This window comes from Streptomyces sp. NPDC001393 (genome assembly GCF_053597455.1).
Window position 1 is genome coordinate 48,982 of record NZ_JBSFIH010000050.1, and the last position, 26,918, is coordinate 75,899.

Genomic DNA, 26,918 nt, shown 5'->3' on the forward strand with positions numbered 1-26,918 from the left:
CCGCTCGTCACACCTCACCGAACCGAGCGGGCCCACAAGTAAAATGTCACACTCTATCAAGGGATCAACCGACGTGACCTCCACTTCCTGGAACCCCGACCGTCCCTGGCGCGGCATCATGGTCGCCACCGCCCTTCCGCTGCGGCCGGACCTCTCCGTCGACTACGACGCCTACGCCGAGCACGTCCGCCGGCTGATCGCCGACGGCTGTGACGGAGTGGTCCCCAACGGCTCGCTCGGCGAGTACCAGACCCTCACCGACGAGGAGCGCGCCCGTGTCGTGCGCACGGCCATCGAAGCCGCCGGCGACGGCGCCCGGGTCATGCCCGGGGTCTCTGCCTACGGCAGTGCCGAGGCCCGCCGCTGGGCCGAGCAGGCGGCCGAAGCGGGCTGCGGCTCCGTGCTGCTGTTGCCGCCGAACGCCTACCGCGCCGACGAGCACGCCGTACGTGCCCACTACGCCCAGGTCGCCGAGGCAGGGCTGCCGATCGTCGCGTACAACAACCCGATCGACACCAAGGTGGACCTCAGCCCGGCGCTGCTCGACCGGCTGCACGGCGACGGCAGCGTGGTCGCGGTCAAGGAGTTCAGCGGCGATGTGCGCAAGGCGTACGAGATCGCCGAACTGGCCCCCGAACTCGATCTCCTCATCGGGGCGGACGACGTCCTGCTGGAGCTGGCGATCGCCGGCGCCGTCGGCTGGATCGCGGGCTACCCGAACGCCTTCCCCGCCAGCTGCGCCCGGCTCTACCACGCCGCCGTCGCCGGGGACCTTGAGACGGCGCTGCCCCTCTACCGGTCGTTGCACCCGCTGCTGCGCTGGGACTCGAAGACGGAGTTCGTGCAGTCGATCAAGCTGTCCATGGACATCGCCGGCCACCGCGGCGGTCCCACCCGTCCGCCGCGTTCCCCGCTCACCGGCGAGCTCGCGGCCGCGGTGCGCGCGGCCACCGAGAAGGCCATCGCCGAGGGCCATCGCTGACCGGCTCCCGACCGAACCCGAGACCCGTCGTCCATACCGATCCGCGAAAGAGGAGGGACGTCCGTGCGCACCCGTCACGTCTTCCATGCCGTCGACTCGCACACCGAGGGCATGCCGACGCGAGTCATCACCGGTGGCATCGGGGTGATCCCCGGCGCCACCATGGCCGAACGCCGGCTCCACTTCATCGAGCACCTGGACCACATCCGCACGCTGCTGATGTACGAACCGCGCGGCCACGCCGCCATGAGCGGCGCGATCCTGCAGCCCCCGACCCGACCCGACGCCGACCACGGGGTCCTGTTCATCGAGGTCTCCGGCCTGCTGCCGATGTGCGGGCACGGCACCATCGGGGTGGCCACCGTCCTGGTCGAGACCGGAATGGTACCGGTCACCGAGCCGGTCACCACGGTGCGGCTGGACACCCCGGCCGGGCTGGTCTCCGTCGAGGTGCACGTCGAGGACGGCCGGGCGAAGGCGGTCACGCTCACCAACGTGCCCGCGTTCTGCGTGGCCCTGGGTCGCAAGGCCGAGGTTCCCGGGTACGGCACGGTGACGTACGACCTCGCGTTCGGCGGGAACTTCTACGCCTTCGTCGAACTCGACGCTCTCGGGCTGCCCTTCGACCGGGCCCGGGGGGACGACCTCCTCGCCGCCGGTCTCGCCGTCATGGACGCGATCAACGCCTCGCCGGACCGCCCCGTCCACCCCGAACACCCGGAGATCAGCGGCGTCAAGCACGTCTACCTCGCCGCGCCGGGGTCCGACGCGCACCACTCGCGGCACGCCATGGCCATCCACCCCGGCTGGTTCGACCGGTCGCCGTGCGGCACCGGCACCTCCGCCCGCATGGCCCAGCTCCACGCCCGCGGCGAGCTCCCCCTGAACCGCGACTTCGTCAACGAATCCTTCATCGGCACCCGGTTCACCGGCCGCCTGGTCGGCGAGAGCCGGGTCGGCGAGGTCCCGGCCGTCATCCCCACCGTCACCGGTCGCGCCTGGATCACCGGCACCGCCCAGTACTTCCTCGATCCGGACGACCCCTTCCCCGGAGGCTTCCTCCTATGACCGAGTCCTCCTCCGTCGTCTCCCGCTGCGGCGCGGCCGACAGGGTCGAGCGGGCAAGCCGCTCGCCGAAGCGCGGGCCGAGGTGGCCCGCACCGCCGCGATCTGGCGCTGCTACGCCCAGGCCCCGTTCGAGCCGCACGTACACCCTCACACCCAGCAAAACAACGTGACATTGTACGCTGGCGCTCCGGTGAGGGCACGGAGGACACAGCATGGGGCATCTCAAGGCACGCAACCTCGTCACGGCCCACGAGCGGCTGCGCGACCAGGTCGCCCATGCCCTGCGCGCCGCCCTCATCTCCGGTGAACTGCGCCCCGGCGAGGTCTACTCGGCTCCCACGCTCGCCGAGGACTTCGGCATCTCCGCCACCCCCGTCCGCGAGGCGATGCTCGACCTGGCCCGCGAGGGCCTGGTCGAGCCCGTCCGCAACAAGGGCTTCCGCATCACCGAGGTCAACGAGCGCGACCTCGACCAGTACACCGAGATCCGCACCCTGATCGAGGTTCCCACGGTCGGCCGGATCACGAAGACCGCGTCGAAGGCGGAGCTCGAAGCACTGCGTCCGATCGCCGAGGAGATCGTGCGCGCCGCGCACGACCACGACCTCATCGGCTATCTGGAGGCCGACCGCCGATTCCACCTCTCGCTGCTGGCGCTCTGCGGCAACGACCGCCTCGTCGAAACGGTCGGTGATCTGCGCAAGCGATCCCGCCTGTACGGCCTGACCGCCCTCGACCAGCGCGGCGAACTGATCCCCTCGGCTCAGGAACACCTGGAGCTGCTGGAGCTCATGCTCTCCGGGGACGCCGAAGCCGCCGAGCGGTGCATGACCCGGCATCTGGGGCATGTGCGCTCGCTGTGGGCCCAGGGCAAGACCGACGGGGCCGACAGGGAGCCGGGTACGGCTAGCCGAGCTTCGCGACGGTGAGCAACACGGCGGAGTCCTCGACGGCCTGGAGGCTGTGCCGGGCGGGCGGGACGATGAGCAGGTCGCCGGTCATGCCCTCCCAGCTGTCCTCACCGCTGCGCAGCGTCACCCGGCCGCGCAGCACCAGCACGGTGGCCTCGCCGGGGTTCTCGTGCTCGGTCAGCTCGGTACCGGCGCGCAGCGCGAGAAGGGTCTGGCGCAGGGTGTGTTCATGACCGCCGTAGAGGGTCTCGGCACTGCGGCCCGCGGAGGACGTGGTGGCCTGTTCCAGGTGCTCGCGGGCCTTGGCGTCGAGGGAGAGCTTCTGCATCGTGTGGTTGCCGTTTCACTGTGACGTCCGGGGCATCGGGGCCTACGACTTCCCTGCTCGGCCGATCTCGAAACCGACGACGCCTGCCGACTGGTCCTCGTGACGCCGAGGAGTGAAGCGGGGGCGCTACGGCCGCCTGGAGGCGAGGGCGCCACCCGGCCTTCTCCCCGGCCCGAACAATCCCCCGGAAACCCGTCGGACACGCCCTGCTCGTTCCCTGCGCGTTTTCGGCGGGCCGCGCTCCCGCTCGCGTGGTGACCAATAACGGATAGTGAGACACCGGAAGGGGGGTCGTCGCAGGAACAGGAATGGGAGAGCGCCGGTGAGCACACTGCCGATCGACTACCACGCGCTGTTCGCCGCCACTCCCAGCCCGTACCTGGTACTGGGCCCCGATCTCGTGATCCTCGACGTGAACGCGGTCTACTGCCGGGCGACCGGCCGCACACCGAAGGACCTCGTCGGGCAGTACCTCTTCGACGCGTTCCCGGACAACCCGGCAGACCCCAACGCCGACGGGGTACGCAACCTCAGCGCCTCCCTGCACCGGGTCCTGCGCTCGCGGCAGCCGGACACGATGGCCGTGCAGAAGTACGACATTCCCGTCCCCGGCCGCCCCGGAGCCTTCGAGGAGCGGTGGTGGTCCCCGATCAACACCCCCGTCCTCGGGCCCGACGGCCAGGTGGCCTGGATCATCCACCGGGTCGAGGACGTCACGGACTTCGTGCTGTCCCATGCGGCCCGTACGCAGCCGGGGCAGGCGCTCAGCGAGCGCGAGGCCATGGAGGCCGAACTGTACGCCCGGGCCCGGGAGCTCCAACTGGTGAACGAGCAGCTGCGGCTGGCCCACGCCCGGGAACGAAAGGTCGCCGTCGCCCTCCAGGAGGCGATGATGCAGTCGCCGGACCTGGCCCGGCACCCCAACATCGCGGTGCGCTACCTGCCCGCGGCCAAGGGCCTCAACGTCTGCGGCGACTGGTACGACGTCGTGGACCTGCCCGACGACACCTTCGCCGTCGCACTGGGCGACGTGGTCGGCCACGGCCTGGAGGCGGCCGCCGCCATGGGCATGCTCCGCAGCGCCCTGTCCGCCGCCGTCCGCGCCCTGCGCGAGCCGGCCAGAGCGATGGAGGTCCTGGGCCTGTACGCCCGCTCCGTCGGAGGGGCCCTGGCCACCACTGCGGTCCAGGCGGTCGTCGACACCCGCGGCCGGCACATCACCTACAGCACGGCCGGCCACCTCCCACCCGTGAAGGTTCACGCCGACGGGACCTTCGTCCTGCTCGACCAGGCCACCGACCGCCCCTGGGAGTCCGTCCGCTGCACGTCCCGTGCCCGCAGGCCGCCGTTCCCCACACACCCGGCGACACCCTCGTCCTCTACACCGACGGCCTGATCGAACGCCGGGAGGAGGACATCGACACCGGACTGGACCGGCTCACCCACACCCTCGCCGAGAACCCCCGGCTCAGCCCGGACCACCTGGCAGACGTGCTGCTCTCCCGCCTCGGCGTCAGCAGCGGCGGACACGACGACATCGCCTTGATCGTCGTCCGCCTGTAGCGCGCCTGCCCCAGTGGAGCGGCAGCGCGGCACCGGGGGGGGTGTTCGGCGTCCCACGCGGCGGTCGGTCACGGCCGGGCCAGCGAGTCCAGGAGTGCACGGCCGTCCTGCCACGAGCCCAGGGCGCTGGCGGAGTTGAGGTGTCCGCACGGTCCCGCCAGGTGCCAGCGCGCCTCCCACCGCGCCGCGAAGCCGGAAGCTGCTTCAGGGGTGCAGTACGGGTCGTTGCTGCTGGCCACCACCAGGGCCGGGCACGGCAGCGGTTGTGCGGACACGTCGAGGAACGTCGCGGCCGCCTGACGAGGGAACGCCGGCCCGTGCGGGTCGGGTGGTGCGACCAGCAATGCGCCGGCCACCGGGCTCGACGGGTTCTCGTTCAACCAGGTGGACGCCGCCCAGCAGCCCAGGCTGTGGGCCACCAGCACGACGCGACGGTCCTGCCGGGAAGCCTCGTCGTACGCCTCCTGGACAGCGTTGACCCAGTCATGCAGATCGGGGGCGGACCATGAGGCGGGCGAGATCCTCACCGCCGAGGTGCCCCACTGCCGCTCCCACGACGTCTGCCAGTGCCGGCCGTCCGAGCCGTCGATACCGGGGATGATGACGTACGCGACCACTGCCCACCACCGTTTCACTCGTCGCTCCCTTCGCTCACGGGAGCGCCTGGCGCAGATTCTGTGGGAAGCAGCGGAGCGGCGGTGGCGCTGCAAGTGATCTCAAAGTAGATGGTGCGGACAACGATGGAATCACTCGACCAGATCGACCGGGACATCCTCGTCCTGCTCCAGACCGAAGGCCGGTTGACCGGCGCCGAGGTGGGACGCCGCGTCGGACTCTCGCAGCCCGCGGCCGCCGCACGCATCCAACGGCTGGAGAAGAGCGGCGTCATCAGCGGCTACCGAGCCGTCGTCAACCCGGCCGCACTCGGTCTGAACATCCACGCGGTCATACGGCTGCGCACCACGCACGCGCAGCTCTCTCGCGCCCTGGACTTCGCCGCCCGGACCCCCGAGGTCGCCTCCACCCTGAGGGTCACCGGGGAGGACTGCCTCATCTTCGACGTCCACTGCCCTCAGGCAGAACGGCTCGAAGAACTTGTCGACGCTCTCGCGCACTACGGCCCCGTCACCACGTCGCTGGTGCTCCGTGCCTACCCGCCGAAGCCACTGACCGACGCGACAACACCATCGCCATGACGGCTCGGTCGCATAGGGGTCGGGTCCGCGTGTGCCGTCTCGCCGTCTCGAAGTGCCGGCCCGCTCATGGGAATTGCGCTACCCTCGCGGAACCGCCCAAAGGGATATTCCCAGTGAAAGACCTGTAAGGAGCAGCATGCGGCACTCCGTCCTCAGTCTGGTGGGTGCAGGCTGCTTCGGCCTGGTCGTCGGGTGGATCGCCTATCGGACCCTGCGACGCTCCGAGGGGTCGCGCATCTCCGACCTGGTCACCGTGGTCGCAGCGCTGGGCGGCGGTGTGGTGATCAACGCGCGGTTCCCCGACCCGGACCTGTTCGCCTGTTATGCGTTCGGTCTGGTCGTCGGCTTCTTCGGCTACCTGATCGTCGCAGGCCTGCTGAACCATGCGGAGCGCAGGCGGAGGGCCGCCCAGGCGGCGCCACGGCCGGAGGGGGCCGCGGGAGAGACCCCCTCGCTGCCGCAGCAGTCCGAGGTCCCCGGCGTGAGCTCCTTCATGGGCGACTGAGCCTCAGATCGGCGCAGCAATAGGCCGTGTACGCGAGTCCCAGCAGATTGCCCTTGCCGAGCAGTTCCGCCCGGACCCGGTGCAGTGACTCGCCCACCGTCGCCCCCTCGAGGAAATGACGCCAGAACGACTGGGCCACTTCGCCCGCGAAGTTCTGGCCGACCGAGATCTCCGTGCCGATGACCCCGGAGGCGCCCAGGTTGCTGAAGACGTCGACGAAGGTGAGCCAGGTGCCCGGGGTGTCGTCGGTCGTGTGGCAGCCGTTGAGGAAGACGAGCGGGGCGTTCTCCTCCCAGTCCCGCCACCCCTTGGCCTCGACCGCGTCGTTCGCCCCGGTCATGCCGGTCGTGGTCTCGGTCATCCGGGCCGAGATGTCGGCGGGCTTGACGAGTTGTCCGTCCCCGATCTCCAGGGCCGTCGCACCGGTCCGTTCGGCGACGTCCTTCTCCCTGCGACCGTGGCAGTAGAAGTACACGCAGTCCTGACCGGCGCCGAAGAGCTCGTCGAGCAGGGCCGTGCGAGAGTTGCAGTCCCGCACATGGTCCGGGCCGAACTGCTGTCGTAGAGACATCATGTGTCGCTCGGCCAGGTCCTGTCGCGGCAGGGTGAGGGCGCGCCCCACTGTCACGTGCGGCTTGCCCAGGCCGCGTCCGGCACGCAGCGGCAGCGTGCCCCGGTCCTTCCGCGAGGTGGGCTGCTCGATGGCATGCCGGAAACCCCAGAAGCCGGACGGGCACACGGTGTTGCGGGTGTGCCGCGCCGCGGCCCGGCACACTCGACGGGTGCCGTGGTCCTGCAGGGCCTGTTCCAGGCCCGCTTCACAGAACACGGGGCTGTCGCCGGTGTCCACGGGGATGTCGTAGACAAGGGCCCAGGGAAACATCAGCGGCTGCCCCTGCTGCCGGCAGATCTGGATGGTCGCCGGCTCTCGCAGCCGGTCGCGCAGCGCTGCCCGCTGCGCCGGAACCGGCGCGAGCAGATGGAGGAGGTCCCAGCCCACGGCTGCCAGCCGCCACAGATCGTCCCGGAATTCCGCATGTCCCTTGCTGTTGTCCGCTCCGAGCCGGTCCCGGGGCGGGATCCCCTTGGCACCGGGCTTCTCCGGGGGAACCTCACGCGTGGCGTGCACGTCGGTGAGGACGGCACGGGCCCGGGAGAGGGCGCCCTCGATCTGCGCCTCGGTCAGCCAGAAGGTGCTGACCGGCTGGTCCCCGCCGTCGACGTCCACGACCAGGGCCCCGTCGAACCCGCGGGACACCCTGATGGCCGCATCACGGCTCGGCAGGTCCTGCAGGCCGAGGAAGCCCGAGGTCAGCGTGAAGTCGATCTCGCCGCGCAGCGAGCCCCCCGTGGACTCCTCCCGCTCCCCCACGCGGGCGAGGACGGTTGCCGACTGGAGCAGGTTGCCCCGGTACGACACAGTGACCCGCAGGCTTGCCGCAGAGCGTGGTCCGGCGGGCGCGGTGACCGGGATCCACAGGTACTGTCCGCGGTGCTCGGGCCGGCACACGTGCCGGCCTCCGGGCGGGCAGGGGCAGACATAGGCGCGCCCGTCCAGCGGCAGGAACATCGCGTGGCGCCGGTCCGGAACGAGGAAGTCCTCGCTGAGCACGTTGATCTGCAGCCAGTCACCCTGCCCGCCGGCGTCCTCGTGCGGCAGTACGTCGTCCGGTAGCGGCCGCGCGCTGTCCCGCACCAGGCTGTCCCCGGCGAGCTGTCCGATGTCCAGCCGGAGGTGGTACCGGGCGGCCGGCCCGAGCAGCCGGTCACGGGGCACCACCTGCTGGGAGATCGGCCATGTCAGGCAGAGGTTGAGGTAGCGGCCGGCTGCCGGCGCGGCTGCCACCTGTGCCTGGGGGACGGGCGCCCCTCCGAAGTCCGGCTGCGGCTGCGGCTGTGCGGGCACGCCGCGCTCGTTCGTCTCCCGCTCGGCCTGGTACCGCCTCAGCAGCCTTCTGAAGCTCGGGTGTTGGTGGCGAAGCCGCTGGAGCTCGATCAGGAACGCCTGCTCGTCGACGATGTCCTTCGCCAGCAGGTCCAGCACGGCCTCGCGGGCGGACTCGTCCAGCTCGTCCCACAAGGGTGAGGTACGGAGCCGTTCCAGCTCCTCCTTCCCGATCGGTGCGGTGTCGACCATGACGGGCCTTTCGACTGGGCAGAAGGAACCGGAGGGACAATTGTGCCCGCCACACTGAGGGGTGGGGACTCGGAGGACGGAGGGCCGGATGGCGGTGACGCCACGCGACGTACTGGTCGAACTGTCATGGGGGGCCAGGACGGAGCTGCGCGTGGCACTCCTGACTCCCGAGGGCCTCCCCCACGGCGAACCCGCGACTTTCTACGAGTTCGAGGACGACGACATCCAGGCGCTCCTGACCCTGGAAGAGGACTTCGCACGGGCGGACCTCTCGGACGCGGTACTGCCCCATGCCGTGCGGCAGCACATCAGCGAGGAGATGGGGCTTCTGACGGACGGTCAGTGGCTACGGCTGAGGATGCGACTCCGCACCGGGCCGCAGGACGCGGTTCGCCCGGCTGCTCTGCCGCTGGAACAGATCCGCGTGCCCGAGGCGGACAGGGCGGACGCGACGGGGGTGTGGCAGAAATGGGTCGAGCACGGTTACCTGGCCACGGGCGTCCCGAAGACCTCTCTGCGTGAGCACCCGCGTATCTCCCTCGTCCGTGAGGTTCTCCCGCAGCGCACCATGCCGTCGGCCGTCGTGGACGGCCTCAGCGACGTCGTCGTGGTCGCCAACGCCGCGTTCGTCCAGGGGGAGATCACCACCAAGCCGGGCACGACGCGCCACGTGGCGGGGCCGGGGCCGATGACGCACGGAAGCGGGGACCGTGACCGGATCGTGGCGGTCCTGGACGGCAGCCGGTTCCGGACCCGGCCGGTGGGCACCACGTCGGCGGACGCCGCGGCGATCCATCGGGACCTGGCCGGCGGGCCGCTCGCCTTCTACTTCGGCGGACATCATGTCGACGGCGGGCTCGTGGTCGCGCGTGAGCCGGGCTCCAGGACCGCGCACTGGCTGGACGGCGACCTGCTCGCGGCGTGGCTGGTGGAGGAGATGGTTCCGCTGGCCGTCCTGATGGCGTGCGACTCGGCGTCGCCGGCCCCCGACGACGAGGGACGCCATGAGGCATCGCTGGCCGAACGGCTCGCGCTGGCCGGGGTGCCGTACGTGGTGGCGGTGGACGGCACGGTCCGGGACGGCCAGGCGGGCACCTTCGCCGACCGGTTCTTCGCGGCCCTGGTCAAGGGAGCCGACGTGGACCTGGCCGTGCTGGAGGGCGCCAGGGCCTTCGAGGGGACCGACGTTCACCCGGTGCTGTTCACCTCCCGGGCCGGAGCGCCGCTCAGACTGGGCACACCGCCGCCCCGGGGGACGGCGTCGATGTCCTCGGTGGCGCACCGCGTGCCCACGGGTGTCGTCGACCGGCTCGACGAGCGTTTCCGGGTCTGTCTCAAGGCGGAGTTCTGCCTGCGGGAGGGCGCCTTCACCTCGGTGCTCGCCGATCCCTCGGGCGACAACCTCGCGGACCTGCTCAACCGCACGGAGCAGGACCTGTGGCGGACGAGAGCCGAGCGGAAGGAGCCCTTGGACGGTGAGCGGCTCCTGTGGTACACGTACGAGTCACGGCGGAATCTGCCCGACCTCACCGCCGAGTCACTGCGGTCGGCCCTCACCCCGGCCTACGTTCCCGGGCGGCCCATGGGGCTGGTGGTCTGCCGGCCGGCCGCCCTTCCCGCCGGTCTGGACTGGACCGGCCATGTCCGGGAACTGCGGCGCCTGCTCCCCGGACTGCACGGTGTCGTCCTCCAGGTCCACGGTGGCTCCCTGCGGGAGACACGGCATACGGCGCGGCGCATCGCCGGGGAGCTCGGGGCGGACGAGTACCTGGTGCGCGCGCAGGAACACCCCGACAGTTCCGATCCGGGACTGTTCGGCGCCTCGCTGGCCGAGGCCCTGAATGCCATCGGGGTGACTCCGCCGACCGGGCTGCCCGACGCCTCCGCCGTGGTCGCGTATCTGAACGACACCGACGAGCCCTGGGGCGACGTCGGCGCCGAGGCCGCGGTGCTGCGGGCCGTACGCGCCGGACAGCCGGACATCGGGGACGAACTGCTGCGCGCCCACGCCGTCGGCCGGTCCGACCCGGCACGCTGGGCCTCCTTGTGGGCGACCGAGGGCGACGACGCGGCCACCCGCGCATGGCTGCGGTCGGCCCACCGGGCCGGCCGCTTGCCCGTGCCCGAGGCCTTCCGCGGGGTCGCGCTCACTCCAACGATGGTCGACACGCTCGTTCTTGGCCTCCTGCACACCGGGCTGCACACCCACGACGCGTTCCGCACGTGGCTCGAGGAGCAGCGGCCGTCCCACGCGGTCACGGCCGCGGCGGAGGTGGCGGCGCGGGGGGAGGAGCCCGCGGTGCGCGCCCAGGACCTGGCAAGCCCTGAGTACGCCGTGGCCCTGGACAGAGCCGGCCTGTTGTCGGGCCTGGACTTCACCGAGCTGGATCCCCGGGGGCAACGGCTGGGCAGCTGGACGCTGTTGATGCGTCTTCCCCTGACCGCCTCCCGCATGGCGTGGGTGCTCGACCGCTCACCGGCCCGCCGCTCGCTCGTCGGTCTGGGAAGCGGGCCGGCCAGTCCCGTACCGGACTACGACCTCCAGGACGAACTGCACGATCTGCGGCGGGCGTTGCGGCCCTCGCTGCTCACTCCCCCTCAGGGAGCGTGGTCCTGAGCGCCCGCGACGCGTGCTCCCTCCCGAGACCGGCGGTCCGCCCCTGCCAGGACATGAGCCGAATCGGAAATGTCCGTTGAAGCACATGGTGAACCTGATGACCCGATAGACTGCGTGATCCGCGACACACCTGGATCACTGTGTTGCATGGGGGTGCGCGCCGCACCGCAGGGGACGGCGGGCAGCGCGCCGGAACAGCAGGGGGAAGGACCGCCGTGCTCGAGAACTGGTACTTCTGTTCGGCTCTGGGCCTGCCGTCGCGAGTGGTCACGGAGTATCTCGATGTCATCAACGCCCTGCGGGAGCCCGTGGAACAGCCCGGTTCCGGCGAGCTGGTCTGTGCCGCCCTCGAATGGCTGGCCGGATCGGACACTCAGCTCTCGGTGTACGCACTGCCCCATGTGCTCAGGGCGCACCAGGTGTTCCTGGCCGAGCACGAGCACTACGCGACGCAGGACGCTCCGCCGGAGCACCGGCGCTGCGTCTGTGTCCGGGAACTGACCGGCCGGACGGGACTCCTCTACCGGAGTGTCGCGGAGGTCCTGCCGCAGGACCTGCGGCCGCTGGTCGCCGCGACCCTCCAGGCCGCCGGCACGGGAGACCCGGAGGCGGCGCGGCTGTTGGGCAAGGTGCTGGAGGGGCCCGCCATGGACGCGGCCGCCACCGCCGACGAGCCGTCACCTCCCTACCACGACCTCCTGGACCATCTGCTGCCTTCCGTCCTGCTGACGGCCGCCCGCGCGCTGACGGGGGTGTGCCCGGACACCCTGGGCGAGCTCCTGGACGAGTTCCCGGTACTCCTGGACGGCGCCCTGCGCGGCCGGCACGGCAGGCTGGCGCTCCTGCAGGCGACGGAACTGGCCGCCGCGTTGCGCCCTGAGGAGCCCACGGCCCTCCTCGACCGGCTGGCGCGGGCCGTGGGCGGCTCCTTCGACATGGAGCCGGATGTCCTGGCCACAGCCGCCCGGGTGGTCTTCCGCACCACCGGGCAGGCCGACGACGACGTGTGGGCCCGGCTCGAGGCGGAGGCGACGACGGGAGCCGAACTCGGCCGCTGGACGGCCCGAAGGCGCTCGGCGGGCATTCCTGGGGACCACACCCCGGACGGCAGCCGCCGGGTACTGGCCCACGCCCGGCTGGGCGGTACCGGGAACCACCGCTACTCGCCGATGCCGGGAGTGCTCTGGCAGGCGGCCCTGCACGAGCGGGCCGCCGAACTCGACGCCGGCCGGGCCGTGCGCTGGCTCGAGCGATACTGGCAGGCGCCGGACGGTCTGCCGACCCAGCGGCAGATGCGGCTGACCGTCCCCCACGGCGAGGACTACGCGCACGCACAGCTTCACGTGGGGCGGCTGCTGCGGCTGCGCGGCCACGACGGGCGCCTGCCGATCCTCTACCTGACCGACGGATCCGCCGAGGCCAACGATCCGGCGACGACCGCCCAGGTGTGGTCGCCGTGGATCGTCTCGCCGCCCGGTGAGCCGAAGCAGTTCCGCGCCGCTCCCGAACAGCTGGTCCGGCTGCTCGCCGCCAGTTCCCTGGCCGTGCGCCTGCTCTCCGCCGCACCTGCGTCCGGAGCGCGGGGAACCGGGCGGGTCCCGGACTTCCTGCTGGTTCTCCTGACGCACGTCCGTGACATCCTCGGTACCCGTCACCGGGCGCTCATGAGAGAGCTGACCGAGGGCCAGGGCGATGGAAGCGGCGGCCAGGGGCAGGCAGAAGCCGGGGCGTCCAGAGGCTCCGCGGTGTTGTCGGCGCCCGTACGCCGTCTCGGGGCGTTCATGCTCCATCAGATCCAGCAGGTGGACGCCGTGGGCACCGGCAAGCGGCCCGCCGTGCACCCTGGCGAGGTGGTGCGGCTGGTGGCCCGGCTGCACGCCTGGGACGAGGAGGAACCGAGGCCCCCCGCGCCGGTCCGGTCGCTGGTCAGATCCCGTGCCGCTCTCGGGATCGGGCTCAGCTGGCTCCAGGAGGCCGCGGCCGGAGGCACCCAGCCGCACCGGACGGAGGGCAGCGGCCGGTGGTTCACCACCCCGGACGACTCGGTGGCCCCGGCGCGTGCGCTGCTGGAGTTCACCTCGGGCCTTGGGGACCCGCCGCACCGCAGCACCTCCGTCCAGGCGGCTCTGCTGTGGCGTGAGATCTACCCGGGAGAGTCCACCTACGCGTTGCGCTGGGACTGGGTGAAGGGCAGGCCCGACTACGCCGACCCGAGCGCGGCCGCCGCACTGCACTACCGCAGGCTCCTGCTGAGCGCGCCCAAGGATCCGAGCCAGGACGCCTTCCCGGTGGCCGACTGGCTCCACATGGGCGAGGAACTGGAGAGGGACGTCTCCGACGAGCACGGCATCATTCCGGTGACCGTGCGTACCCTCAGGCTGGCGGCGCTGCTGCGCGAGCCGGACCTGGGCGACGCGGAGGCGTACGAGGACTGGGTGACGTCCTGGTCCTCGCTGGTCCGGTCGCTCAACCTGCCCCAGCATCTGCCCCGTTGGGTGCGCGGCCGCATGTTCGACATGTTCGCGGCACCGGTCTCGGGGAAGGGGTCGCACGACCGTGTGCTGCGTGTCCTGGAGCAGGTCGTGGACACGGTGATCGACCTGAGCGCCAAGGCTCCGTTCTACTACGACCGGCTGTTCGAGGTGCTGGGCAGCGGCATGCACCTGGCTCCCACGAGCGCCAATCGCCTGCGGCAGCGGGCGCTGGGGTCGCTGTACGTGCGTTGGGGGCCCTGGGGCCTGACCGCCTCGGTCGGCAACCCCTTCGACACCTGCAGTGACCGTGTCTCCCTGCGCGGCACCGAGACCGCCCTGGTCGGATTCCTGCGCAACACCTCCCACCGCATGCTTCAGGCCCGTGAACTGCCGCTGGCCACCGGCATGCACAAGCTGTGGCGGGACACCCACGCACCGGCCCTCACTCCGGCCCAGCGGGTGGAGTACGGCACTTCCGACGGCGAGTCGTGGCTCGTCCGGGCCGGTACCGTCGACCGTCGCGCCGGGGAGACGGTCCTGTATCAGCCCGGAGTCGTGATCGACGCGCGATTGGAGGGACGCAACCGCGTAACGGTGGAGAACCTGTTCCTGCCCGACGCGCCCCGCCCGCACGAGGGCATGTACGTTCTCGGACTCGTCACCGCCAAGGACGCCAACGGCACGGGTCCCCGGCAGAGGCTGTGGATCAACTTCGGACAGCGGTTCCCCGTGCCCGCGCTGGTGCCCGAGCAGGTGGCCCGGCGTCGTCGCGTGGGGGACGCCGTGGCCGTCCTGCTCGGCAAGGAAGGAACCAAGCTGCGCGGCGACCGGGTCGTCGCGCTGGCCCGCCGAGCGGCCGAGGACGGCGAGATCCGGACGGCGAAGCTGAGCGCGGTGGCCGGCTTCCCCGGACTGGAACTGTCCGTCCACGGCGTGGACGAGGACGGCTATCCACAAGGTACGCGTCCCCACGACATCGCGGCGCGGCGCCGCTGGGACCCCGACCTGTCCCGGGCCCACTCGCCCGCCGCCCGTGCCGGTCTGCCCTGCGACACCCTGGCCCGGTGGGACGAGGCGCTCCGCCACTGGGTGCCGGTGGACGCCGGGCCCCCCGAACTCGCCGTGGCGCCGGGCGTCGACGAGGCCGACACCGGGCAGCGTGCCGAGCGCACGACGCTACGGTTGGTTCTCGAGGGGCCGGCGACCGACCGCACGGGATTCGGTCCCGCCTGGCGGTTCGTCACCACGCCCGGGCGCGCCTATGTCCTGGGTCCCGCCGCCTGGGACGCCGACGACTGGCAGAAGCTGGACGAGGCCTGCTCGGCCGGACGTGCCGGGCTGATCGTGCACGCCTCCTACGAACCCGGGCGCGGGCGGCTCACCCTGCGCGAACCGGCGCTGGGCCAGGGCCCGTTCGACGACCGCAACAGCCGCTGGCTGGAGCTCTTCGACGCGTCCCCCACCCGGGCCGCAGCCGGCGGGCCCACACCGGACGAACACGAGGACGACCAGGCTGACATCCCCGTCCAGGAGCTCTACCACGAGGCCCGGTGGCACGACGCCGACGGGGACGGCTTCTGGACCATCGACGTCCCGGCCGTCGCCGGCTTCCCCACCCGGATCAAGGTCGACGTCAAGGGCCGGGTGCGGCGCAAGCGTGTGCTGTGCAGCATCGACCGCTGGGGAGAGCCGCAGGCCCGGGGCCGGCTGGCCGTCGCGCGGGCGATGGACGAGTCGGGCATCCGGGAGAAGGAGCGCACCCCCGAGACCTACGACCGGCTGGCCCGGCTGCGCGAGGGCACGGTGGTCCAACTGGTCCGGCAGCTGACCAGGAAGCCGGAGGACACGGACTGCCTGGTGATGCTGTCGTCCGGGCTGATCGGCTGGGCGGCCACCGAATCGCTCACGCTGACCGGCGAGTTCCCGGACACCGCGCGGCGGCGCGCGGTCGTCGTCCAGGACGGTCACGCCCCGCGCCCGCAGCCACAGCGGGACCCGGAGGCCTACGACGGCCTCGACCAGGCATGCACGGGCCTCACCGACCCGACCCGCCTGCAGCGGGCAGGTGCACTGCCGGGCCTGGTCCTCGGCCGCATGTACAACGCCGACAACACCCTGACCATGCTGCGCGTCTGGCTCCACCTCGACGACGAGGTCGTCGAGGCCGTCGTACCCGCCCTGTGCTTCGACCAGGCATCGCCCTCGGTGGGCGACCACCTGACGGCCACCCGGACACCGGACGGCTGGGTCTTCTCCGTTCTCCGGCGCCGGCTCCGGCTGCGCGCCCTGTGGGAATGGGCTGACGACGTCCCCGACAAGGGGTGGCACACCGTGGGCGTCGTCTCCGACCGCGGAGAGAACTACGGCATCACCGTCTCCCAGCACCCCTCGCTGGCCCGGCTCGCACTGGACCGCTCCGCGGAGGCCGGCCGGAAGCAGTCCGAGCCGGCCAGGGCGAGGCGCCTGCAGCGGGGCAGGGTCCTGGTGGAGCAGGACGGACGCTCGTTGGTGGGCACCATGAGCGGCTTCTACCTCGACGCCAATCCGCAGCCCGTGCACGTGGACCAGGTCCTGGTGCACACCCTGTGCGTCGATGTGACCCCCGCGTCGCGACGACACGGCGACCGGCCGCGCTACACCGACGTACAGCGCCGGTTCGTCCTGTCGCCGGCCACCCTGCGCACCCGGCCGGAGCGGAACCGGCGCACCGCGGACCCCGCGCTCGAGTGGGCCCGTTTCCTGGCACGCCGCGACCGGACCCTGGAGGGCCCGAGGGTACGGGAACGGCTCCACCTCGACGTTCTGGCTCCCGACAGCAACGGCACCTACCAGTCATGGCTGGACCCGGACGACGGCCCGCAGACCTTCGTCGGCGGACGCGGCTACTCCGAGCACCTGGTCCGGGCCGTACCGGTGCCCTACGGGCGGGGATACCGCTACTCGCACCTGCGGGCCGCCCCGCTGACGGTGGCCGAGTTCATCGAGAAGGTCGCCCCCCACGCCCGTACGGACGGAAACCGCTGTCCGATCGAACGCGACCGCCGCCCCTACTACGTCGGGTTCGAGGAGACCGACGCCGGGCCGGTGCACCGCTTCGAGTGGGGGTACGGATGGTTCGCCGATGTGCCGCACGCGGCCCTCACCGTCGGGGGCGCGCCGGTGGATCCCGCGGCGCTGACGCTCTTCCATGGCGACCGGATCGACGCCGTCTCCTTGACCTCCGCAACCGAGCAGGAGGTACCGGGCGGGCTGCGGGTGTCGATCGCGCTCCGGGACATCCGCAAGAGCGTCGAGTACCAGATCCACCAGGAGGCCGCGCACGACGTGGTCCACCTGCTGGACCTGGAGATCGACCACGCCGCCGGGCGAGTGGCGGTGCTCCGCGTGTACACCCGCACCCGGGGGGTCGACCGCGACGGAGCCGACGACCATGTGGAAGGGCGGTCGGTACGAGCCCTCCTCCACCCGGACGATGTCGCCCGGCTGCTCGCCGCCGTCCCCCGGGACACGTCCCGGCAGCGCGTCCTCGGCCGTGCCCTGGTGGAGAAGGGACCCGCCCGCGGTCGCGTCCACCACTTCCGCCTGGTGCCCCCGCAGGCCGCGCCGGACGACCGGACCCCCGGCCTGCGGGCGGGCGACCGGCTCTACCTGGAGGCCGGCCGGATCCAGCCGACGGCCAACGACTATCTGCTCCGCTTCGACCTGCCCCCCGGAGTGGCGGTGCTGGGAGACCCCGACGCGGCCCCCGGCCGGCCCCCGTTCCATGTCATCGTCACCCGCCGGGACTTCTCCCACCGGGAGGGCGTCCTGCGGCGGGCGGCGGAGGCCGACGGGCTGGGCGCCTACGAGGGACAGGCCAGGATGCTGGTGGAACTCCTGCGCCCGTCGCCCGACAAGGAGAGCCGCTGGCAGGGATCCACCAAGTCTCCGCTGCCCCGCCCCCTGGACGTGCTGCGGAGCTACCTGAACAGCCGCTCGGGCGGTTGCTTCGGCGTCGTCGACCCGACGGGGCAGTGCGTCGAGGTGCGGCCCGGCGTCGTCTTCCTCATGGCCGACCTGCACAAAGGACCCGGCATCACGCCACGGTCGGTGGTCCGGCTGGACCTGGCGGACACCGGGCGGGTGAGCGTCGTCCTGGCCATCCCGGCCGACGATGCCTACCTCACCGACCGGCCCCGCCCGGTGGTCGTCTTCCCCAAGGACAACCTGAAGACGAAGGACGATCTGCGCCGCGCCGACGAGCCGGGGCGGTTCACCATCGCCGGGCTCCCGGGGATCAGCGCCACCTCCCGCAAGGGCTTCGGCAGGGTTCTGCTGCAGACCCGCCATCCCAAGATCGCCGCGGTCCGGCGGGAGGAGCAGTCCCGGGGCGGGCCGGTGGACCGGGTGGTGCCGCTGGACCACTCGGAGGCGGGAACCCTCGCCTTCGACCCCGACGATGTCGTGCGCGGTGTGCACCGTGAGCGGCTGGCTCCGGCCGGTACGGAACTGGCCACCACGCAGGCGCCGATGGCGTGGGCCCAGCTGTCGTTCAGGGACGACAGCGCGCGGCACATCGCTCAGGCCTGCGCCCGGCACGGATGGACCTACCACGACAGCCGCACCCGGGAGTGGGTGCCCGGCGAGGACAAGCCCCGGACGCGCCGGCTTCCGGTGCGGGCCCGTTCGGTCAACGAGCCCGTGTTCTTCTCCCGCAACGCCGTCGGCTGGACCCTGCGGCACGAGAGCGAGGCGCTGCAGCGGTTCGGCTTTCCGGCGACCGAGCTGCTGGAGGAGCCGGCCGGCGACATCGCCGAGGGGCGACGCCGCTCCTGGGCCGTCGCCCATGCCGACCGGCACAGCGTCTGGCTGGAGCTGGCCCCCGGCCGCGTCTCCGAAGTGCGCCGAGAACTGGTGCGGTTCGCCGACGGCCATTCGCTGGCCGACCTCGACTGGTCGCTGTTCAGCCCGGGCGACCTGGTCTACGGCCGGGTCGAGGGAGGAGTCAACGAGTGCGGCCACCTGGTGCTGGACGACTGGCGTCCGGGGCCGCGCGGCGCGATGTCGGCATCGTTCGCACGTCGCATGCTGCTGCCGGTCGTCCAGCGCGACGAGGAGGCCGGCGCCCTCTATCTGGGTGAGGGCCGGGGCACCGTGCCCTACCCCGCCGACCAGGCCGTGCTGGACGCCCACCCGGTCGGGAGCGCGGTGTGGCTGGACCGGGCCAACCGGCTGAGCACCGCCGAGCCCGGCAGCGTCGCCGAGAACGACGTGGTCTTCCTGGCCCTGGACCGGGAGCACGGCCTGCGGGTCTGCGGACTGCCGAGGGCAAGGGTCGAACTGGCCGCGGAGAGCGATGCCGACGCCTGGTTCGGTTGCGGCTGGTTGCGCGCCGAACTGGCGCGGGCGCGGCGGGGCGAGGCGAGCCTGCTGAACCAGCTGGATGTCCTGCCCGTCACCGTCGAGCAGGTCGTCGCCGGGCCGGAAACCGTGGTGACGGTGTCCCGTCGGGCACAGCCCCGCAGCATCTGGCCGCAGGGGACGGTGCTGGCCCAGCCGGTGGCCGATCTCGGCCGCGGCAACGTGGCGGTGCGTTCGGGAAGCGCGCTGTTCCGGGTGCACATCCGGCAGCTCGTGCCCGGACTGCCCGAGCACGGCACGCCGATCCAGGCGGCTTCCCGGGCACTGGCCGGCACCCAGGAGTACATCAGGCTGCACTGGAGGAAGGCCGAGAAACTGCTGTCGTGCGGGATCCAGGGCAGGCGCGAGGCCGACGGTGCCGAGGGCGGCGACGAGCTGGTCGTCCGGCCCTGGCTGCAGGTCAACGACGAGGAGGACCACTCCCTGGGAGTGATCTGTCGCGACGTCCGTACGCAGCGTCCCTACTGGCTGCCCGTAGGGGAAGCCGCGTGGACCGGCGGTCTGCGCGGCGCGACGCTCTTCGACCATCTGCGGGACATCCGCCGGCTCACCGTACTGCGAGACGGCCCCGGAACAGTGAGCCTGAGCCGACTTCCGCTGGTGGAGCGTGAGTTCCACAACCTCACGCGGGGACGCCTGCTGTCGGTGCGGGTGGTCACCAGGTCCCTGGAGGAGGCGTCCACCGGCGAGGCGTCCGCCTGTCTGGTGTCCGTGGAGCCGCTCGGCGTGCTCGCCGCCTACTCACCGGTGGACGTACGTGCGGAGCTGGCAGAGGAGTCCCTCGTGGCCGAGGTGGCCCAGGTGCGGCAGAACCGGAAGGGAGGACGGTTCGTGACCCTGGTCAAGCCGGGCAGCCGGCACACCGTCATGGACCTTCCCCGATGGATGTCCGACGCTTTGGTCAAGCTCCGGCTGCCGGACTTCCGTCAGACCCCGCAGCCCGTGGCCGACCTCGTCCCGGCCCGGTTCGCGGCGTACTGGCGAAGCCACGAAGCGGGGCGGTCCGGCAAGCTGACGTCCGAGGCGACGGAGTCCGTGGCATGCCGGGTCATGCGGGCCCGGGGACTGCTCCTCTCGGCCGACGGCGCTGACCGGGCCGATGTCCAGAGTGTCGCCCTGCGTGCGGTGGCGGACTGGCTCAGCAGCCCCGAGGGCCAGGCGGTCCTGCACCACGACAGGGCCGGCGTCGACCTGGCCCCCGCTCTCGCCGTGTGTGCCATCGGCGCCCAGTCGGTCAAGAAGAACTGGCCCGGCCGTCCGCCGCTGCCTGACGACTGGCCCGTCTTCCTGCTCCAGAAGATCGGGCTGCGGGCTCTCGGCTCGCTGCACACCGAGGCCCTGGTCACCTGTTGGCTGACGCGGCCGGACCGCCAGCAGGAGTCCGGTGGCGTGTGGCGGCGACTGCGGTCCATCGAACTCGGCCCTGAACTGACGGACGCCCAGAGGGAATCGCTGGAGAGGTTCGCGCAGGCGCTCACCGCGCTGGCCGCTGCGGACGGGCACGAGCACCCCGCCGCCCCGGTGGCCCGAGGCCTGGTCGCGGCGTGCGGCGGTCTGCCGGACGCCGACGACCTCCTCAACGACGCCGCCATCCTGCGCCCGTTGGCCGACCTTGGCCGGAGCCTGCGCCCCTCCGCCGGTTGGGCCGTTTCCCAGCGCTTCCTGCTGGACCGGCAGTTCTCGCTCCTGGACAGCGCCCTGACGAAGATCACCACGGACAAGGTGCCGTTGACCCTGCTCGCTCCCCTGGACAAGCGCACCGCGATGAGCCAGAAGTACGCACTGGGCCTACGGTCAGCCCTCCGGACCGATGCGAGCCCTCCGGACTGAGGCGCTTCGCCGGCCCGCCGAACCGCGGGCCGGCTGCACAAGTCGTGCACCGAGTTCTGGTCGCTGTTTACGGAGATGACGAGTCGGCGATCCTGGCGGCACTCCTCTCGAACGCCCGGTGCTCGCGGTCACTTGAGCCCAGCCGCGAGAGCTGCTCCTGTGATTCCTTTGGTGAGGTAGTGCGTGGCGTCATGAGCATGAGAGCCATTGGGTACGAGATGACATCCAACCGCAGAACCGAATCGGGGCCGCAGATCCTTGACCAGGGCGACGACATCCCGGGCATCGGCAATGTTCGTCCACGCCATGGACTGCTCCCCCGGCCAAGAACCGAGACCCCTGGTCGGCGCCGGCTCGAGCCGGTCGAAGATCAGGTTTCTTATGCCCAAGGGAGAACCCAGGGTGACGAAGGAACGGACGCCGTGGTCCGAGAGCGAGCAGAGCGCCTCGTAGGCCACCAGCGTCCCGAGTGAGTGCGCTACCACCACGTCCGTGTCCGGGCCGATCAACGCTCGGACGCGGTCTCTCGCCGCGGTACGCAGCTCGGTGTCGACGAGGTAGCGGCGCGTCTGCTTCAGGTCGAAGATCAGCGCTCGCTCGGCAAGCCCGGCGAAAAATCTGGACTGCGACAGGGCGAGCAGGGCCGCTTGCACGGTAGCCGGGACACCGGCGAGGAGGTTCTGGGCATCCGGCGCGACGATCTGTGGCTCGGCTGCTGCAGCGTGTTGCCACCACGACATCAAGAGGTCTGTCTCCCAGCCGGGCGCGATGTCCCACCAGCCCAGGTAGGGGTCATCCCCCGCCAGCCGCTGCCCAGGCGGTAGGAACAGGTCCCCGTAGAACGCCATCGCCACGTCTGCGTCGGCGACTTGGGCATCTGCGCCGGCCCGGGTCATTCCGTCTCGCAATGCCGGAACCCACTGCCTCAGCAGCGTCTCCTCACCCAGCTGCTGCTTTCCCACACCGTGTACGCAGACGACGCGCGCCATGTGTTTCCGACTCCTCCGAATCCACGGGCGCCGGCTAATGGCGCGGGACAAGACCGGACATGCCCATCTCGAATGCGACGACTTCATGGCCCGTACCCACGACGATGTCTCCGTCGGGACTCAGGACAACGGCCCGTGCGGGATAGGGCGTGGCCCAGCGCAACAGCTCCGTTCCACGGCGGAGGTCCCATACGCGCACGGTGTAGTCGTCACCGACGGTGACGACTACGGGCACTCCGTCGATGCGTCTGGCGGCCACAGCATTGATCACGCCGGTGTGGCCGGTGAAGGCGGCCACCTCGTCACTCGTCTGCAGGTCCCACACCCGCATCGCACCATCGTCGCCCACAGTGACCGCCACCTGCCGGTCGTCCAGCTTCGTGCAGGCCACACCGTGTGCCACCCCGGTATGAGCGGTGAAGGAGGCGAGTTCACGGGCCGTCAACAGGTCCCATGTACACATGGCACCGTCGTCCCCGAAAGTGACCGCGACATGACGGCCGTTCAGGCGCGTACAGGCGACTGCGTTGACGACACCGGAGTGCGCCGGAGCGGAGAGGAGCTGCTCGCCCGAGCGCAGATCCCAAGTCCGCATGACGCCCGACGCATCGCCCGTCACCGCGATGGGGCGGCCGTCGGCATGGGTGGTGGCGAGACCCCATACCCAGTCCTCGTGACCGTGGAGCACCATCTGGTGCTGGCGGGTCGTCAAGTTCCAGACGTGCAGCGAGTAGTCTCCGCCGCCTCCCACAATGCCGACAGGCACTCCGTCGACGACCGCACAGGCAACCGCGTTCACGGCCCCCGTATGGCCTGTCAGCACGGCTTTCTGCTCGCCGGTGCGTGCGTCCCACATGCGTACGGCACCGTCTCCGTCGCCTCCGACGGTGAGCGCGACCGCGGAGCCGTTCACCACCGAGTGGGCGACCGACCAGAGCCAGCCCGTGTGACCTCGGAACGCACCGGACGGCGATTCCGATACCGAGGACACCCGTCCGTTCGACGCGTCACCCCCCTCCGGCGTGTTCGACGGCTGCCCCATCACCAGACGTTGAGCCCCCGCCCGCACGTCCCAGACCTGGACGGAACCATCGGCGCCGGCCGTCACGGCAACCGGAGCACCGTCCACGATGGCGGCGGCGACCGCGTTGACCGCGCTGGCATGTCCTTCCAGTACGGCACGCGGTGTGCCCTCGGCGAGGTCCCAGACCCGCACCGTGTAATCCCCGCCGCCCACGACCGCCAGAGGCTTGCCGTCAGCAACAATGCAGGCCACGCCGTTGACCCAGCCGGTGTCACCGCTGAGCACCTTGAGGGGCATGCGGCGTTCGAGGTCCCAGACGCACAGGTGTCCGTCGCCCCCACCGCCCGACACCGCCACTGGTACACCGCCGACATCGGTGGACGACACGGCCCACACCCAGCTGGTGTGCCCGTGGAACGACATGCGTTCGACACGTTCCTGGAGGTCCCACAGCCGCACGGACCCGTCGGCCCCCACACTGACCGCGTGCGGGACACCGTCCACCGTTGTGCACGTCACCCCGTTCACCGCTCCCGGATGACCGACGAGCGAAGCCAGTTGGTCCCCCGTGGTCAGATCCCAGAGCCGCACCGCGGCGTCGCCTCCGCCGACGACCGCCACCGGCACCCTGTTCACCGTCGTGCAGGTGAGACCGTTGACCGCTCCTCCCTGGCCGCTCAGGACTGCCAGATTCTCGCCGGTCGACAGGTCCCAGACACGCACCGTGTAGTCGTCACCGCCGGTAAGGGCGACCGATGTGCCGTCCACTTCGGTGCAGGCCACAGCGTTGATGGCGCCCTGATGGCCGGTGAGCAGCGCACGCTGTGCACCGGTGCGCAGGTCCCAGACGCGTACGAGACCGTCGGTGCCGCCGCTGACGGCGACCGCAACGCCATCCGCCTCGCCACAGGCGACGCCGTTCACCGCTCCTGTGCGTTCCTCGGAGTTCCGGGTGACCTGGCTGTCGGTGGCCCACACCGGCCGCCAGGCACTGTCGCGGCTGAGCCGACGCGCCAGGTCCCTGTCCTTGAAACGCAGTGCGTCGACTGCCAGGAGTTCCCGGCGGATCTGCGGACTGGCACGGCGGTGGTCGCCGGCCGAGGTCCGGTAGAGCCCCGCCATGCGGAGGGCGGGCGCCGTGGTCAGGCGGTCCAACGCGGACAGCAGTGGTGCCGGTTCGGCATGGACGAGGAACTCGGGGTCGGCCATGAGCTCGTCCAGTTCACCCGAGATCGCGGCGTGGGTGGCGAGATGACTGAGTGTGTACGGATGAGCACGGGGCCAGTCCAGGCTTCTGTACGGGGTGCGCGGCACGAGGTGCAGCAGTACCTCCACGTACGCCCGCTGCGCTTCCCGGGCATCGGTGTTCCGCCGTAGATGCTCGGCCAGGGCCTGGTGGTACAGGCGGTACGCGGAGTGACCGGACTCGGTCGCCTCCACGACATAGCGGCCCGTGGACCGCTGGAGCCACAGCAGGTCCTCGTCGTTGTAGCTGCGTCCCGAGATACGTGAAGCCAGAGCACCCCAGACATCCTCCCAAGGAAGCCCTTGCCCCTCCGCGTAGGCGAGCGGCCGCAGAAGGTCTCTGGCGCGCTCGGCTTCCGAGCCCAGGCGCTCGTCCAAGTCCTGTGCCATGGCCGAGTCGGCCGTTCTCGGGAGCGCGCGGCGCCACTCGGGGTCCTGGGGGTCGACGAGCGAGTCCTGCGAGGCAAGAGTCCCGGAGACGATCCGTGCGACCAGGAAAGAAGGGAAAGCCGCTTCCGCGACAGCGCGAGCCACGCTGATCACAAGAGAAGACGGGGCCTCGGCGTACGGACTGTCCGGCTGGGAATCGGTCAGCCCACGACGGGCATACGCTCCGAGGGCGGCGGGGTCGGAGTAGGTCGCGTTGTCCAGGTCGACGATGTCGACGTCGGTCTGCAGATGCCGCAGCAGATGGGGCCGAGTGCCAAGAAGCAGTCGCAGGTGCCCGTTACCGAACCTGATCAGCGGCTGGATCACTTGAGTGACCAGGGTGTCCGGAGTCGCTGCTTCGTCCAGCGCGTCGATGATCGCGGTGAACGGTCGATCCCGCGCCGTCAAAGCGTCCAGCAAGGTACCCACCGTCGGGGCCCTCACCCGCGCAGCGGCGGCGAGTCCGTTCAGGACATCTTCGTCGGTCAGGGCTTGGGCGTAGATGACCACATCGACGGTTCCGGGGCTCGGCACCGCCCGTGGTGGCAGGTCCAGGAGGTGGAGGGGCACGCTGTGGTGCCGCTCCTCGTCGGTGAGCGCGGCAATCAGCCCGAGAACAGCGGTCTTTCCGGAACCGGGGCCACCTGTCACCACGATCGCCGGCCGGAGCGGGTCAGGTTCCTGCAACCATTCGGTGAGCTCAGTGAGCGTACGGCGGCGGCCGGTGAACCACCATCCGCCCTCGTCTCCGAACGACGCCTTGGCCCGAACCAGCATGCGCCGAGCCAGTTCGGTTTCCCGGCGCTTTGCCTGTGCTTGCCATTCGATCGCCTGCTGCATCGCCAGATCCGCTTCGAACGGGCGGCTGTGCTGTCGACGAGTCCTGGATGAACGGTGTTCACGAGCAGAGCCCCGGGCCGCATGACCTGGAATTCTCGTCCCGACAGCTCGGGTGCCTCCCCCGGGCCCGGGCCTGGACGATGCAGGGAGACCACGTCGCTCCAGCGCAGTATGTCGAGCTTCGTACAACGCCGTATCCCCAGCTCCGCCTCGGCGTCCGGGACGGGCCGCGGCGCGGTGTAGCGCACCTCCATGCCGAAGCCGTCGAGGGCAATCCGGGCGACTTCCCTCCCTATCCTGCCGAGGCCGACGACACCCAGACGCTGTCCGGCCAAAGTGCGGCCCATGGGCCCCGCCGTGGTGCCGGTTCGCGCCGGGGAGCCGACGGTTGAGGCAAAAGCGCGGGACAGGGAAAGCATCAGCAGGAAGGTGAACTCGGCCACCGAGCGGGTATTCGCGCCCGGTGTGCTCACCACTGCCACGCCGAGCGACCCGGCTCGCCGCCAGCCCGGTACGTAGAGCTGGTAGTCGGTACCGACAAAAACGGCAGCCCGCAGGGCGCCGGATGCCTCGAAGACCTTGTCAGTGGGGGCTTCGTTGCCGCCGATCAGATATCCCGCGGCCCCGTCCAGGGCGATGATGAGCTCGTCCTCGGTGAGGTCGTCCCGCCGGATCCGGCGCGGCGTGTAGTTTCGCCCCTCGATGTACGCGATGGCCGCATCGGAAACGATATTGGTCCCCGTGATGAGGATTTCTGGGTTCGGCATGGGTCCCTCACCGGTCAGGCAGACAGGGGAAACGGCGCAGGTGGTGCAGGGTCGTCATGCGCACTCCCGCATGGCTGCAAGGAAGATGTCTGTGCCCCTTTGGAAGTCGTGGACATCGCGAAGCAACGCAACACGGATCCACTCCGCATCCTGTGACTTCTCGTCGCCGGTCGCGGACCAGAAGAACGGCTGTCCCGGTAGCACTTCGAGCCCAGCCGCACGGCACCGGTGAAGGACTCGGTCCCGTTCCGGGCCGACGTGCAGCCACTCGACGCTCACCGCAGAATCACGCTCGGGCGCCGTCTCGGGCAGGCACCCGGCGAGACCCGACCGGGCCAGGGCCTCGCGCAGGGCTGCCCGGTTGGACTGGACGATGGACCGGGCACGCCCTACTTCGTCGCAGTCCGGCGACATGCTGAGTACTTTTGTCAGCAGCCTCAGATCGAGACACGACACATTGAGCAGATAGTGAGCCTTTTCCATCTTCACTCTGAGCTGGTCAGATGGAGGGTGAGGATGGCCTGGACGAGGCTGGTGATCCGGGTGGTCGAGCACCGCAGTTTGCGGAGGAGCCTCCAGGACTTGAGGGTGGCGATGGCCTGCTCCACGAGGG

General features: G+C 70.9%; 14 protein-coding genes and 2 pseudogenes. 8 read left to right on the plus strand and 8 right to left on the minus strand.

Features of this window, described 5'->3' with window-relative positions; all coding sequences use genetic code 11:
* Positions 1-73: 73 nt before the first annotated feature.
* The 3 genes from ACWC2T_RS35920 to ACWC2T_RS35930 all read left to right on the plus strand — a co-directional run bounded on the left by ACWC2T_RS35920 (position 74) and on the right by ACWC2T_RS35930 (position 2,979).
* Positions 74-982 (plus strand): dihydrodipicolinate synthase family protein, encoded by a 909-nt coding sequence (locus tag ACWC2T_RS35920; protein WP_450674532.1) that lies wholly within the window; start codon positions 74-76, stop codon positions 980-982.
* A 63-nt stretch (positions 983-1,045) separates the two neighbouring features.
* The gene (locus tag ACWC2T_RS35925; RefSeq protein WP_450674533.1) at positions 1,046-2,050 is read left to right on the plus strand and encodes a proline racemase family protein; all 1,005 of its coding nucleotides are present in this window, start codon (positions 1,046-1,048) and stop codon (positions 2,048-2,050) included.
* Positions 2,051-2,262: 212 nt separating this feature from the next.
* Positions 2,263-2,979, plus strand: a complete 717-nt coding sequence (locus tag ACWC2T_RS35930; RefSeq protein WP_450674534.1) for a GntR family transcriptional regulator — start codon at positions 2,263-2,265, stop codon at positions 2,977-2,979.
* On the opposite strand, the gene ACWC2T_RS35935 is transcribed toward ACWC2T_RS35930, so the two are convergent.
* Positions 2,957-3,289 carry a cupin domain-containing protein gene (locus ACWC2T_RS35935; RefSeq protein WP_450674535.1) on the minus strand — a complete coding sequence of 111 codons (333 nt, stop codon included), beginning with the start codon at positions 3,287-3,289 and terminating at the stop codon, positions 2,957-2,959. The two genes, ACWC2T_RS35930 and ACWC2T_RS35935, sit on opposite strands and share 23 nt — an antisense overlap.
* A 400-nt stretch (positions 3,290-3,689) precedes the next feature.
* Between ACWC2T_RS35935 and ACWC2T_RS35940 the strand changes: the two are divergent.
* Positions 3,690-4,852 (plus strand): annotated as a pseudogene (locus tag ACWC2T_RS35940) (PP2C family protein-serine/threonine phosphatase).
* A 68-nt stretch (positions 4,853-4,920) separates the two neighbouring features.
* Here the strand turns inward: ACWC2T_RS35940 and ACWC2T_RS35945 are convergent.
* The gene (locus ACWC2T_RS35945) at positions 4,921-5,487 is read right to left on the minus strand and encodes an RBBP9/YdeN family alpha/beta hydrolase (protein WP_450674536.1); all 567 of its coding nucleotides are present in this window, start codon (positions 5,485-5,487) and stop codon (positions 4,921-4,923) included.
* Between the two features lie 105 nt (positions 5,488-5,592).
* On the opposite strand from ACWC2T_RS35945, the gene ACWC2T_RS35950 reads away from it, so the two are divergent.
* Both ACWC2T_RS35950 and ACWC2T_RS35955 read left to right on the plus strand, forming a co-directional pair.
* Positions 5,593-6,048 (plus strand): Lrp/AsnC family transcriptional regulator, encoded by a 456-nt coding sequence (locus tag ACWC2T_RS35950; protein WP_450674537.1) that lies wholly within the window; start codon positions 5,593-5,595, stop codon positions 6,046-6,048.
* Positions 6,049-6,184: 136 nt separating this feature from the next.
* The gene (locus ACWC2T_RS35955) at positions 6,185-6,553 is read left to right on the plus strand and encodes a hypothetical protein (protein WP_450674538.1); all 369 of its coding nucleotides are present in this window, start codon (positions 6,185-6,187) and stop codon (positions 6,551-6,553) included.
* On the opposite strand, the gene ACWC2T_RS35960 is transcribed toward ACWC2T_RS35955, so the two are convergent.
* On the minus strand, positions 6,540-8,690 hold the full coding sequence (locus tag ACWC2T_RS35960) for a CHAT domain-containing protein (RefSeq protein WP_450674539.1): 2,151 nt from the start codon (positions 8,688-8,690) through the stop codon (positions 6,540-6,542). The two genes, ACWC2T_RS35955 and ACWC2T_RS35960, sit on opposite strands and share 14 nt — an antisense overlap.
* 151 nt (positions 8,691-8,841) lie before the next feature.
* Between ACWC2T_RS35960 and ACWC2T_RS35965 the strand changes: the two genes are divergently transcribed.
* Together ACWC2T_RS35965 and ACWC2T_RS35970 are read left to right on the plus strand one after the other, a co-directional pair.
* Positions 8,842-11,307: a CHAT domain-containing protein gene (locus tag ACWC2T_RS35965; protein WP_450674540.1), complete on the plus strand. Its 2,466-nt coding sequence runs from the start codon at positions 8,842-8,844 to the stop codon at positions 11,305-11,307.
* Between the two features lie 215 nt (positions 11,308-11,522).
* The gene (locus tag ACWC2T_RS35970) at positions 11,523-21,011 is read left to right on the plus strand and encodes a hypothetical protein (protein WP_450674541.1); all 9,489 of its coding nucleotides are present in this window, start codon (positions 11,523-11,525) and stop codon (positions 21,009-21,011) included.
* A gap of 128 nt (positions 21,012-21,139) precedes the next feature.
* Here the strand turns inward: ACWC2T_RS35970 and ACWC2T_RS35975 are convergent, their stop codons facing one another.
* The 5 genes and pseudogenes from ACWC2T_RS35975 to ACWC2T_RS35995 form a co-directional block, all read right to left on the minus strand.
* Positions 21,140-22,000 carry a hypothetical protein gene (locus ACWC2T_RS35975; protein ID WP_450674542.1) on the minus strand — a complete coding sequence of 287 codons (861 nt, stop codon included), beginning with the start codon at positions 21,998-22,000 and terminating at the stop codon, positions 21,140-21,142.
* A gap of 34 nt (positions 22,001-22,034) precedes the next feature.
* Positions 22,035-25,268 (minus strand): WD40 repeat domain-containing protein, encoded by a 3,234-nt coding sequence (locus ACWC2T_RS35980; RefSeq protein WP_450674543.1) that lies wholly within the window; start codon positions 25,266-25,268, stop codon positions 22,035-22,037.
* A gap of 77 nt (positions 25,269-25,345) precedes the next feature.
* Positions 25,346-26,305, minus strand: coding sequence for an NAD(P)-dependent oxidoreductase (locus ACWC2T_RS35985; protein WP_450674544.1), 960 nt, complete (start codon positions 26,303-26,305; stop codon positions 25,346-25,348).
* A 54-nt stretch (positions 26,306-26,359) separates the two neighbouring features.
* On the minus strand, positions 26,360-26,794 hold the full coding sequence (locus ACWC2T_RS35990; protein WP_450674545.1) for a hypothetical protein: 435 nt from the start codon (positions 26,792-26,794) through the stop codon (positions 26,360-26,362).
* Positions 26,791-26,918 (minus strand): annotated as a pseudogene (locus ACWC2T_RS35995) (IS5/IS1182 family transposase); the annotation flags it as partial. The pseudogene ACWC2T_RS35995 and the gene ACWC2T_RS35990, both read right to left, overlap by 4 nt.

Bases quoted from the DNA above. Each gene is read 5' to 3' on its own strand.
- ACWC2T_RS35930 (WP_450674534.1), top strand. From the start codon at position 2,263: ATGGGGCATCTCAAGGCACGCAACCTCGTCACGGCCCACGAGCGGCTG.
- ACWC2T_RS35975 (WP_450674542.1), bottom strand. From the start codon at position 22,000: ATGGCGCGCGTCGTCTGCGTACACGGTGTGGGAAAGCAGCAGCTGGGT.
- ACWC2T_RS35950 (WP_450674537.1), top strand. From the start codon at position 5,593: ATGGAATCACTCGACCAGATCGACCGGGACATCCTCGTCCTGCTCCAG.
- ACWC2T_RS35985 (WP_450674544.1), bottom strand. From the start codon at position 26,305: ATGCCGAACCCAGAAATCCTCATCACGGGGACCAATATCGTTTCCGAT.
- ACWC2T_RS35935 (WP_450674535.1), bottom strand. From the start codon at position 3,289: ATGCAGAAGCTCTCCCTCGACGCCAAGGCCCGCGAGCACCTGGAACAG.
- ACWC2T_RS35960 (WP_450674539.1), bottom strand. From the start codon at position 8,690: ATGGTCGACACCGCACCGATCGGGAAGGAGGAGCTGGAACGGCTCCGT.
- ACWC2T_RS35955 (WP_450674538.1), top strand. From the start codon at position 6,185: ATGCGGCACTCCGTCCTCAGTCTGGTGGGTGCAGGCTGCTTCGGCCTG.